The sequence below is a fragment of the Roseateles sp. P5_E11 genome (genome assembly GCF_054049355.1).
This window is the reverse complement of record NZ_JBFUMO010000165.1, coordinates 1-10914: the sequence shown is the minus strand read 5'-3', so window position 1 is coordinate 10914 and position 10914 is coordinate 1. Positions and strand designations below refer to the sequence as shown.

At 66.6% G+C, this 10914-nt stretch carries 11 protein-coding genes and 1 pseudogene; 7 read left to right on the top strand and 5 right to left on the bottom strand.

The window, feature by feature from the left end; genetic code table 11:
• From ACXJKR_RS14180 to ACXJKR_RS14155, 6 genes and pseudogenes are all read left to right on the top strand, one after another.
• Positions 1-328: pseudogene (locus tag ACXJKR_RS14180) on the top strand (glutamyl-tRNA reductase); the annotation flags it as partial.
• A gap of 68 nt (positions 329-396) precedes the next feature.
• Positions 397-1482: a peptide chain release factor 1 gene (gene prfA / locus ACXJKR_RS14175; RefSeq protein ID WP_457323378.1), complete on the top strand. Its 1086-nt coding sequence runs from the start codon at positions 397-399 to the stop codon at positions 1480-1482.
• Positions 1479-2288, top strand: a complete 810-nt coding sequence (prmC, locus tag ACXJKR_RS14170) for a peptide chain release factor N(5)-glutamine methyltransferase (RefSeq protein ID WP_056203410.1) — start codon at positions 1479-1481, stop codon at positions 2286-2288. Before prfA ends, prmC begins: the two co-directional genes overlap by 4 nt.
• A 111-nt stretch (positions 2289-2399) precedes the next feature.
• Entirely contained in the window at positions 2400-2984 is a 585-nt protein-coding gene (locus ACXJKR_RS14165) for a hypothetical protein (RefSeq protein ID WP_056203407.1), read from the top strand.
• 56 nt (positions 2985-3040) lie between these two features.
• On the top strand, positions 3041-3355 hold the full coding sequence (grxD, locus tag ACXJKR_RS14160) for a Grx4 family monothiol glutaredoxin (RefSeq protein ID WP_457323377.1): 315 nt from the start codon (positions 3041-3043) through the stop codon (positions 3353-3355).
• A complete protein-coding gene (locus ACXJKR_RS14155) occupies positions 3355-3918 on the top strand; it encodes a UbiX family flavin prenyltransferase (RefSeq protein ID WP_457323376.1) in 564 nt (187 codons plus the stop codon). Before grxD ends, ACXJKR_RS14155 begins: the two co-directional genes overlap by 1 nt.
• Positions 3919-4085: 167 nt before the next feature.
• Here the strand turns inward: ACXJKR_RS14155 and ACXJKR_RS14150 are convergent, their stop codons facing one another.
• The 3 genes from ACXJKR_RS14150 to ACXJKR_RS14140 form a co-directional block, all read right to left on the bottom strand.
• Positions 4086-6224, bottom strand: coding sequence for a M3 family metallopeptidase (locus tag ACXJKR_RS14150; RefSeq protein WP_457323375.1), 2139 nt, complete (start codon positions 6222-6224; stop codon positions 4086-4088).
• An 83-nt stretch (positions 6225-6307) separates the two neighbouring features.
• The gene (locus tag ACXJKR_RS14145; protein WP_056203398.1) at positions 6308-6916 is read right to left on the bottom strand and encodes a lytic transglycosylase domain-containing protein; all 609 of its coding nucleotides are present in this window, start codon (positions 6914-6916) and stop codon (positions 6308-6310) included.
• Positions 6913-8490, bottom strand: a complete 1578-nt coding sequence (locus ACXJKR_RS14140) for a proline--tRNA ligase (RefSeq protein WP_457323374.1) — start codon at positions 8488-8490, stop codon at positions 6913-6915. The genes ACXJKR_RS14145 and ACXJKR_RS14140 overlap by 4 nt, the downstream gene beginning before the upstream one ends.
• 167 nt (positions 8491-8657) lie before the next feature.
• On the opposite strand from ACXJKR_RS14140, the gene ACXJKR_RS14135 reads away from it, so the two are divergent.
• The gene (locus ACXJKR_RS14135) at positions 8658-9260 is read left to right on the top strand and encodes an RNA pyrophosphohydrolase (RefSeq protein ID WP_457323373.1); all 603 of its coding nucleotides are present in this window, start codon (positions 8658-8660) and stop codon (positions 9258-9260) included.
• A gap of 11 nt (positions 9261-9271) precedes the next feature.
• On the opposite strand, the gene proB is transcribed toward ACXJKR_RS14135, so the two are convergent.
• Together proB and ACXJKR_RS14125 are read right to left on the bottom strand one after the other, a co-directional pair.
• A complete protein-coding gene (proB, locus tag ACXJKR_RS14130) occupies positions 9272-10387 on the bottom strand; it encodes a glutamate 5-kinase (RefSeq protein ID WP_056203390.1) in 1116 nt (371 codons plus the stop codon).
• Positions 10384-10914: Obg family GTPase (locus tag ACXJKR_RS14125; protein WP_457323372.1), on the bottom strand; the 531-nt coding region annotated here is incomplete at its 5' end. The genes ACXJKR_RS14125 and proB, both read right to left, overlap by 4 nt.

Below are 10914 nucleotides of genomic sequence, written 5' to 3'. Positions count from 1 at the left end.
ACGCCAGGCCGCCGTGGCCCAGGCCGAGGCCATCGTCGAGACCGGCGTGCAGAGCTTCATGCACTGGCTGGACCAGCGCCACACCGTGCCTCTGATCCAGGCTCTGCATGCCCAGGCCGACGACTGGCGGGCGCTGGAGATCGCCCGCGCCCGCAAGCTGCTGGCCAAGGGCGCGGACGTGGACGAGGTGCTGGATGCGCTGTCCAAGGGCATCACGCAGAAGCTGCTTCACGGCACGYTGGCCGAACTGCACGCCAGCGACGGCGAGCAACGCCTGCAGTTGGCCCAGACGGTGTCGCGCCTCTTCCTGCGCGGCAAGCAGTCTTAGCGGCGCTCTCAAGCCGCCGCTCGGTGCATCGCTTGCGCCGCCCCTGACCGCATTCCCGTTCCGTGCCCATGAAAGACTCCCTGCGCCAGCAGTTCGACCGCCTCGGCTTCCGCCTCGCCGAGCTCGACACCATCCTTGCCGACGGCAGCGTCGCCTCGGACATGAAGCGCTACCGCGCGCTGACCAAGGAGCAGGCCGAGGTGTCTGGCCTGGTCGAGCGCTACCGGCGCTATCTGCAACACGAGGCCGATCTCGCCGCGGCACGCGACATGCTGGCGGACGCTGAGATGGCGGAGATGGCCCGCGAGGAAATTGCGTCCAACGAGACAGCACTGACGTCGCTCGACGCAGAGTTGCAACTCGCGCTGATCCCCAAGGATCCGGACGACGAGCGCAACGCCTTCCTCGAAATCCGCGCCGGCGCCGGTGGCGACGAGGCGGCCCTGTTCGCCGGCGACCTGGCGCGCATGTATCTGCGCTTCGCCGAAGGCCAGGGCTGGCGCACCGAAATCCTGTCCGAGAACATCTCCGACCTCGGCGGCTACAAGGAACTGGTCGTGCGCGTCGAGGGCGATGCCGTCTACGGTCGTCTCAAGTTCGAATCCGGCGGCCACCGCGTGCAGCGCGTGCCGGCGACCGAAACCCAGGGCCGCATTCACACCAGCGCCTGCACGATCGCCGTGATGCCCGAGCCCGACGAGGCCGAGGTCATCACGCTGAACCCGGCCGACCTGCGCATCGACACTTTCCGTGCCAGCGGCGCCGGTGGCCAGCACATCAACAAGACCGATTCCGCTGTACGCGTCGTCCATCTGCCCACCGGCATCGTGGCCGAATGCCAGGACGGCCGCAGCCAGCACAGCAACAAGGCCAAGGCGCTGCAGGTGCTGCAGGCACGCATCCAGGAGAAGGAACGCAGCGAGCGCGCCGCCAAGGAGGCTGCCACGCGCAAGGGGCTGATCGGCAGCGGCGACCGCAGCGACCGCATTCGCACCTACAACTTCCCCCAGGGCCGCCTGACCGACCACCGCATCAACCTGACCCTCTACAAGCTGGGCCAGATCATGGACGGCGACCTCGGCGACGTCATCCAGGGCCTGCAGGCGGCGCAGGCGGCCGAGCAGTTGGCTCAGCTCGAAGAAGGCCGGGCGTGACAGTCGATGAGGCGCTCGCCCTCGCCCGCCAGCTCGGCGTCGAGCGCGGCGATGTGCAGACGCTGCTCGGCCACCTGACCGGCCAGGGCCGCGCCTGGCTTGTCACCCACGGCGACGCACTCGCACCCGGCGCCGAAGCCGCGCTGCAAAGGCTGGCCGCTGGTGAACCGCTGGCCCACCTGACCGGCTGGCAGCCCTTCCACGGTCTGATGCTGCAGGTCACGCCGGCAACGTTGATCCCGCGCCCTGACACCGAAACCCTCGTCGACTGGGCGCTGGAACTGCTCGCCGCCCTGCCGGGCCAATCCAGCGTCGCCGACCTCGGCACCGGCAGTGGCGCCATCGCGCTGGCCATCAAGGCCGCCTGCCCGCACGCCCAGGTCACGGCCGTTGACTTCAGCGCCGACGCCTTGGCTGTTGCTCGCGCCAATGGTGAACGCCTGGGTCTGGCCGTCGACTGGCGGCACGGCAACTGGTTCGCGCCGCTGGCCGACCGGCGCTTCGACCTCGTCGTCAGCAACCCGCCCTATATCGCCGGCGACGACCCGCATCTGCCAGCCCTGCGCCATGAGCCGATCACGGCCCTGACGCCTGGAGGTGACGGACTGGCCGACCTGCAAACCCTGATTGATGCTGCACCGCAACACATCAACGATGGTGGCTGGCTGCTGATGGAACACGGCTGGGACCAGGCCGAAGCGGTCGCCGCCCGCCTGGCCGCACGGGGGTTTGCCCAGGCCACGCTGAGGCGCGACCTGGGCGGTCGGCCGCGGGCCAGTGGCGGCTGCTGGCGTGCAACCAGCTGAAAGCTCCCCGAAATGTGTGATGTATTGCTGCCAGTTCTTCATTCCCGTAACTGACTGGCCGGCGTAGTATCAAATCCCGGTGCCACTCGATGCACCGCGCAGGAGACGATCATGGCCCGCCTCGCCAGCGCTGCAGTACTGAGCCTCTCTGTCCTTTGTGCTATCCATGCCGTCTCGGCCCAGGCCGACGACAACGCCAATCCGCGCTGGCAGGCGCGATTGCAGCTGAACAGCATCGACAGCGGCAGCGAGGCGCAGCAGCCCCATCTCGGCGGATCCCGTGTGCTCAGCGCCAACCTGCTTGGCGACTACTACCTCACCAGCTCAGGCTTCTCCAGCCTGCGCGGCGGCCTTCGTGCCACCGGGGGCCTGCTGCTCGGCCCGCTGTCCATGTCGCAAAGCAGTGGCGGCCTGGCCCTGGGCAGCGGCCCGGTCTCCGCGGGGCGGCGCAGCCTGTCGCTGAACGGCCCTGACGGTTATTCGCTGGACAACGCCAATCTCTCCTACGTCGGCATCGGCTACACCGGCCGCGTGCACAAGAGCGGCCTGGCCTTCAGCGCCGACTTCGGCCTGATGTCAGGCTCCTATGGCAGCAGCCTGCGCCTGGGCCGTAGCAGCGCCCAGGGCTTCGAGGACGCCATGCGCGATTTGCGCTTCAAGCCCTTGCTGCAATTGGGCTTGGCGTACAGCTACTGACGCTCAACCGGGCGCGTCCCGGATAATTGCCGTTTTGCCTTTTGACGAGAACAGCAATGAGTGACGTTCAGCAACGCATCGACGACCTGGTCAAGTCCAATCGCGTCGTGCTCTTCATGAAGGGCACCGCCCAGTTTCCGATGTGCGGTTTCTCCGGCCGCGCCATCCAGATCCTGAAGGCCGCCGGCGTGACCGATCTCAAGACCTTCAACGTGCTCGAGGACGAGGAAGTGCGCCAGGGCATCAAGGACTACGCCAACTGGCCCACCATCCCCCAGCTCTACGTCAACGGCGAATTCCTCGGCGGCTCGGACATCATGATGGAGATGTACGAGTCGGGTGAGCTGCAGCAGGCCCTGACGGCCTCCTGATGACCCAAAGGCTCGTCGTCGGGCTGACGGGCGCAACCGGGGCGGCCTATGCGCTGCGGCTGCTGCGCCGCTCGCGCGAGCTGGGCGTCGAGACCCATCTGATCGCCACGCCCGCCGGCATCCTCAACGTCCATCACGAACTCGGCCTGGACCGCTCTGCGCTGGAAGCCGAGGCGGACCATGCCTACGCGCCAGGAGACATCGGCGCCTGCATCGCCAGCGGCAGCTTCGCGACCGCCGCCATGATCGTGGCGCCCTGTTCGATGAAGTCGCTCGCGGCGATTGCTCACGGGCTTGGCGACAACCTGCTGACCCGCGCCGCCGACGTCACCTTGAAGGAGCGCCGCCGGCTGATCCTGATGGTGCGCGAGACACCGCTCAACCTGGCCCATTTGCGCAATATGGTCGCGGTGACCGAAATGGGCGGCATCTGCTTCCCGCCGCTGCCGGCCTTCTATCACCGCCCCAAGACGATCGAGGAGATGGTCAACGAGACCGCCGAGCGGGTACTGGAGCTGGCCGGCGTCGCGGCAGCGCAGCCCAAGTCCTGGGCCGGGCTCTAGGGAAACGCTAAACCAGTCACTCGCGCGCAGCGCATCCCTGCTTTGGGCGGCCTGCGGCGTTGCAAATCCTCGCCATAGCCCGCTATGGCTGTGGTTTGCGCCTTGCAGTCYATCCCAAACCAGGGCGCGCTGCATCACGGGACCGATTCAGCGTTCCCCTGGCCCGCTCAGGGCTTCTGCACCACCAACCCACGCCGCTCCAGCAGCGGCTTGATGTCGGGCTCGTGGCCCACGAGGTGGCGGAACAGCACCATCGCATCCTCGCTGCCACCGCGCGACAGCAGCTTGGCGCGCAGTGCATCGCCGTTGGCGCGCTTCAAGCCACCATTGGCCTTCAGCCATTCGACGGTGTCTGCGTCCAGCACCTCGCTCCAGATGTAGGCGTAGTAGCCGGCCGAGTAGCCGCCCATGATGTGGCTGAAGTAAGGCAGGCGATAGCGCGGCGGCACGGGGCCGAAGTCAACGCCTTCGTCCTTCAGCACCTTGGCCTCGAAGGCCATGATGCCGTCGGCTGCGGGCACTTCGCCGGCCTTGAGCTGGTGCAGGCGCTGGTCGACGATGGCGGCGCTCAGATAGGACAGTGTCGTGTAGCCCTGGTTGAAGCGCTTGGCACGCGCCACCTTGTCGAGCAGTTCACGCGGCATGGCCTCGCCAGTCTGGTAGTGCTTGGCATAGCTGGCCAGCACGCTGGGCCAGTCGGCCCAGACCTCGTTGACCTGCGAGGGATATTCAACGAAGTCGCGCGGCACGCGGCCCAGGCCCGGGTATTGGCCCTTGTTGAACATGCCATGCAGCGCGTGGCCGAACTCGTGGAACAAGGTGTTGACCTCATCCCAGGTCAGCAGAGTCGGCTCACCGGCTGGTGGCTTGGGGATGTTGAGATGGTTGGCAACGACCGGCTGCGTGCCCTCCAGCGCGTTCTGGCTGACGTAGGCGTTCATCCATGCACCGCCGCGTTTGCTGGGTCGGGCGTAGAGGTCGGCGATGAAGATGGCGAGCTGCTTGCCGTCGGTGTCGAAGACGTCGTAGGTGCGCACGTCGTCGCGGTAGACCGGCAGGTCGGTGCGGCGCTTGAAGCTGATGCCGTAGAGCTGGTTGGCGGCGAAGAACACGCCGCGCTCCAGCACGCTGGAGAGCTCCAGATAGGGCTTGAGCTGGCTTTCGTCGAAGCCGTACTTGGCGGCACGCAGCTTCTCGGCGTAGTAGCTCCAGTCCCAGGGCTGCAGGGCGAAGCTGGGTTGCTTCTTGGCGGCCTGGTCGGTGTCGATGAGCTTTTGCAGCTCGGCGGCCTCCTGTTTGGCCGACGCCACGGCCGCCGGCCCAAGCTTGCCGAGCATGGCATTGACGGCTTCGGCGGACTTGGCCGTCTCCTCCTCCAGCACATAGGCGGCGGGCGTCGCATAGCCGAGCAGGGCCGCACGCTCCTGGCGCAACGTCATCACGCGGGACACGATGCCCGTCGTGTCATTGGCATTGCCGCGGCTGCCGCGCGCGACGGATGCGCGGTGCAGGCGCTCGCGCAGCGCGCGGTTCTGCAGCTCGGTCTCCAGCGGCTGGATGGTGGTGTTCAGCAGCGTCAACAGGTACTTGCCTTCCAGACCCTTCTTCTTGGCGGTCTCGGCCGCGGCGGCCACCTGGGCCGGCGTGAGCCCGGCAAGATCCTCGGCGCTGTCAACGATGAGAGCCGAGTCATTGACTTCAGCCAGCACCGCCTTGTTGAAGCGCGCGCCCAGCGTCGCCAACTCGGCGTTGATGGCCTTCATGCGCACCTTCTGTTCGTCGCTCAGCTGCGCACCGGCACGCACCATGTCGCGGCGGTAGCGCTCGATGAGGCGCTTGCCTTCGGCGTTGGGCGCTGCCTTGCCACGCGCCGCGTACAAGGTCTCGATGCGGGCGAACAGCTTGGGGTTGAGCAGCACCGCGTCGCGATGGGCGGCGAGCTTGGCGGCGTAGTCGGTCTGCAACTGCTGGCGGGCGGGGTTGGCATCGGCACCAAGCAGGCTGAACAGCAGCGTGGAGGTGCGGCCCAGCAACCGGCCACTCTTCTCCCACGCGACGATGGTGTTGTCGAAAGTCGGCGCTGCAGGGTTGTCGGCGATGGCCTGGATTTCGGCCAGTTGCTCGGCCATGCCCTTGTCCAGGGCCGGGCCGAAATGCTCGTCGCGTAACTTGTCGAACTGCGGGTATTGCAGCGGCAAGGCGCTGGGCGCGAAGAGGGGGTTGTCCGAGGGCTGCTGAGCCCAGCTCAGGCTGGTGGCCAGCAATGTCGTCAGGAGAAGAGGCGCGAAGCGTTTGGCAGCGGGCATGGGTGGCTTGTCTTGTGGACGAAACCTCAAAGCCTAACGCCCTGACCGCTCCCGGCCACAAGCCACGCCGGGAAAGCCCTGAGTCATTTCTCGCCGGGCAGCAACCACTGCCGCCGCGCGGCAAATACGGCGTTCGGATACTCGGGCCGGCCGCGGCTGCCGTTGTAACGGCCCAGAGCAAGGAAGAGGTCGCCCTTCTCCAGGTCCAGGTAGTGGCGCAAGATGACGCAGCCGAAACGCAGATTGCTCTGCATGTGAAAGAGGCGCGCGGCATCGCCGTCGCCGATCAGCTTGGCCCAGAAGGGCATGACCTGCATATAGCCGCGCGCACCGGCGATGCTGATGGCGTATTTGCGAAAGCCGCTCTCGACCTGCACGAGGCCGAGCACGAGGCTGGGCTCCAGGCCCGCGCGCTTGGCCTCGTACCAGACCGTCTCGAGGAACTCGATACGGATCTGCGTCTCGGTTTTGCGCTTCTTCAGCCGCTCGCTCATCGCGCCSAGCCAGCGCAGATAGGCCATGCGCTCATCGACCTGGCTGGCCTCGAACTTCGGGCGCGGCGGGGCCGCCTGGGCGATGGAGGCGGTCAGCGCCGAGCGCATCGAGTCCGCCAGCGGCTCCTCGACCTGGGCGCCGGCCTGCGCCGCCAGCGGCGCGGCGAGCAGGCTGGACAGCAGCAGCCGGCGCTTCAAAGCTTGAGCAGGCCCTTCAGGTGGCCGACCACATCAGCCACGGCGAGCTTGGTCGCGGCCTCGTCGCGACGGCCCTGGTACTCGACCTGGCCTTCCTTCAAGCCACGGTCGCCCAGCACGACGCGGTGCGGCACGCCGATGAGCTCCCAGTCCGCGAACATCGCGCCGGGGCGCTCACCGCGGTCGTCCAGCAGCACGTCAACGCCCAGCGCCTTGAGCTCCTCGTACAGCTTGTGGGCGGCGGCCTTGACCTCTTCGCTCCGGTCCATGCCGATGGGGCAGATGACGACGGTGAAGGGTGCGATGGCGTCCGGCCAGATGATGCCGCGCTGGATGGCGAGCAGGCCCTTGCCGTCGGGCGAGGGGTCACCGGCAACGACGTTGCGAATGTCTGCAACGACGTCGGGCTCGGGCAGATCGCGGCCCCAGTTGGCGCCGGTGAAGTGGAAGTCAGCCTCGTTGGCGCCGCAGACGAAGTCGCTCATGACGGCGACCGTGCGGTCGGCGACGATCTTCAGCGGCTGCTTCAGTCCGATGGGACCAAGGTAGCCGGGCTTGCAGCCGAAATGGGCGTCGATCTCGCCGCTGGTCGCGAAGCGGAAGCCGCCCTTCAATCCCTCGACCTTGCCGGCCTTGACCTCGTTCAGGTCGTGGTCGCCGCGCACCAGCAGCAGCCAGACCTGGGTCTTGACGATGTTGCCGTCCTTGTCGAGCTCGTCGGTGGCCAGCACCAGGGACTTGACCGTCTGCGCGAGCGGCAGACCGAGCAGCAGCGCCACCTCGGCGCACGTAGCCTTGCCCGGCGTGGGCGTCTTGGTGAGCGTCTGCAGCGCGTCGGCGCGGCCGGGCAGCAGGGCGACGGCTTCCGCCAGCTCGATGTTGGCGGCGTAGTCGCTGGTCGGGCAATAGACGATGGCGTCTTCGCCGGTCTCGGCGATGACCTGGAACTCATGCGAGCGGTCGCCGCCGATGGCACCGGTGTCTGCAGCGACGGCGCGGTACTGCAGGCCGAAGCGGTCGAAGATCTTGCCGTAGGCCGCGTACATGTTGTCGTAGCTGCGGCCGGCGGCCTCGACGTCACGGTCGAAGGAGTAGGCGTCCTTCATCGTGAATTCGCGGCCGCGCATCAGGCCGAAGCGCGGACGGCGTTCGTCGCGGAACTTGGTCTGGATGTGATAGAAATTCTTCGGCAGCTGGCGGTAGCTGCGCAGCTCCTGGCGGGCAATGTCGGTGATGACCTCCTCGCTGGTCGGCTGCACGATGAAGTCGCGGCCATGGCGGTCCTTCACGCGCAACAACTCGGGGCCCATCTTGTCGAAGCGGCCCGTCTCCTGCCACAGCTCGGCTGGCTGGATGACGGGCATCAGGCATTCGACGGCGCCGGCAGCGTCCATCTCCTCGCGGATGATCTTCTCGACCTTGCGGATGACACGAAGACCCATCGGCATGTAGTTGTAAATGCCGGCGCCCAGGCGCTTGATCATGCCGGCGCGCATCATCAGCCTGTGGCTGACGACCTCGGCATCGGCGGGCGCTTCCTTGAGGGTGGAGACGAAGAACTGGGAGGCTTTCATGGGCAGACCGGATCAAAGGCCAGGAGAGCGCCTGGCAAATGCGAAGGCCGGGTGAAAACCCGGCCGAAGTCACGACAAAACAGGGAGAACTCTGCGGGTTAGCGAGGGCGCTGTGACCATCGCGGCCCGATGCAATAATCGAACCAACTAGAGATTTGAGGTTGATTATGCTCGACCGTGAAGGCTTCCGCCCCAACGTCGGCATCATCCTGCTCAACCAACGCAACGAGGTCTTCTGGGGCAAACGCATCCGGACGCACTCGTGGCAGTTCCCGCAAGGGGGCATCAAGCACGGTGAAACGCCTGAGCAGGCGATGTTCCGAGAGCTCCACGAAGAAGTGGGGCTCACGCCAGAGCATGTGCGCATCATCGCGAGGACTCGCGACTGGCTGCGCTACGAGGTGCCCGAGCATTTCATTCGGCGAGATGCGCGTGGCCATTACAGGGGCCAGAAACAGATCTGGTTCCTGCTGCAGATGGTGGGGCGCGACTGCGACATGAACCTGCGCGCCACCGATCACCCGGAGTTCGACGCCTGGCGTTGGAACGAGTACTGGGTGCCGCTGGAGGCCGTCATCGAGTTCAAGCGCGGCGTTTACGAGATGGCGCTGACGGAACTGGCGCGCTACTTGCCGCGCATCAACCATCACAACCGCTATCTGCGCGCCGGCATGCGGCCCGCGCACCGGGAGCGCAACAGCGGGCCAATGCCGCTGGACGCGCCACTGGAGGCAACGGCAACGCCACCAGAGGGCGAGCCGCCCAACTGACGCTGGCGCTCCTAACGGAGAACCAAGTTGTCTCGGTGGATCAGCTCAGGTTCAGCCGCATAGCCCAACAAGGCCTCGAACTCCGACGAGGGCTTGCGCGCAATCAGCCGGGCTTCCGAGGCTGAATAGTTGGCCAGGCCGCGCGCGAGTTCGACGCCCTCGGCCGTCTGCACGGCGATGACATCGCCACGATGGAAGCCGCCCTGCACTTCCACCACGCCGATGGGCAGCAGACTTTTTCCTTCGTCCCGCAGCTTGATCGCCGCGCCGGCATCCACCTTGACCGAGCCGCGCAGTTGCAGATGGTCGACCATCCACTGCTTGCGCGCCGCCAGCTTGGGCGTGGCCGCCAGCAGGGCCGTGCCAATGGCCTCGCCGCGCGCCAGGCGCAGCAGCACATCGGGCTCGCGCCCCCAGGCGATGACAGTGCCGGCGCCACTGCCAGCTGCGCGCTTGGCCGCGAGGATCTTGGTGATCATGCCGCCGCGGCCGATGCTCGAGCCGGCGCCGCCAGCCATGCGCTCCAGCTCCGGATCGCCGGCCTGTGCCGTATCGATGAAGCGGGCGGTCGGGTCCTTGCGTGGGTCGGCTGAATACAGGCCGCGCTGGTCGGTCAGGATCACCAGCGCATCGGCCTCGACCAGGTTGGCGACCAGCGCCCCCAGCGTGTCGTTGTCGCCAAACTTGATCTCGTCGTTGACGACGGTGTCGTTCTCGTTGATGACGGGCAGCACGCGGTGGGCCAGCAACGTCAGCAGCGTCGAGCGCGCATTGAGATAGCGCTCCCGGTCCGCCAGGTCGGCGTGCGTCAGCAGCACCTGGGCACTGGCCATGCCCTGGGCACTGAGCTGGCTCTCGTACATCTGCGCCAGGCCCATCTGACCGACGGCTGCAGCGGCCTGCAACTCGTGCAGTTCCTTGGGGCGTGTCGCCCAACCGAGACGTTTCATGCCCTCAGCGATAGCGCCGCTGGACACCATGATCAGCTCACGGCCCTCTTTCGCCAACGCCGCCAGCTGGCGGCTCCAGTTCGCGATCGCCTCGGCATCAATGCCGCGGCCCTCGTCAGTGACGAGGCTGGAACCGACTTTGACGACGATGCGGCGTGCGCTGGACAGCAAACTCATTCGGCGGGGCTGTTGGACTCGAAACGGATATCGGGCTCGACCAGCACGTTCTGCTCGGCAGCGACGTGTTCGTAGATCGCATGGATCAGCGGCTGGCAGCCCTGGCGTGTCAGCGCCGAGATCTCGAAGACCGGCCCCTTCCAGCGATAGCGCTTGACGAAGTCCTTCACGCGCGTGGCACGCTCTTCCTCGGGAACCATGTCCAGCTTGTTCAACACCAGCCAGCGTGGCTTGGCATGCAGCTGAGGGTCGTATTTCTTCAGCTCGGCCACGATAGCCTTGGCTTCCTTGACCGGATCGACCTCGGGATCAAAGGGCGCGATGTCGACGACATGCAGCAGCAGCCGCGTGCGTTGCAAATGGCGCAGGAACTGGTGACCGAGGCCAGCCCCCTCGGAGGCGCCTTCGATGAGGCCTGGAATGTCCGCGACAACGAAGCTCTTCTCGGGCGCGACGCGCACGACACCGAGGTTGGGATGCAACGTCGTGAACGGATAGTCCGCAATCTTGGGCTTGGCGTTGGAGAT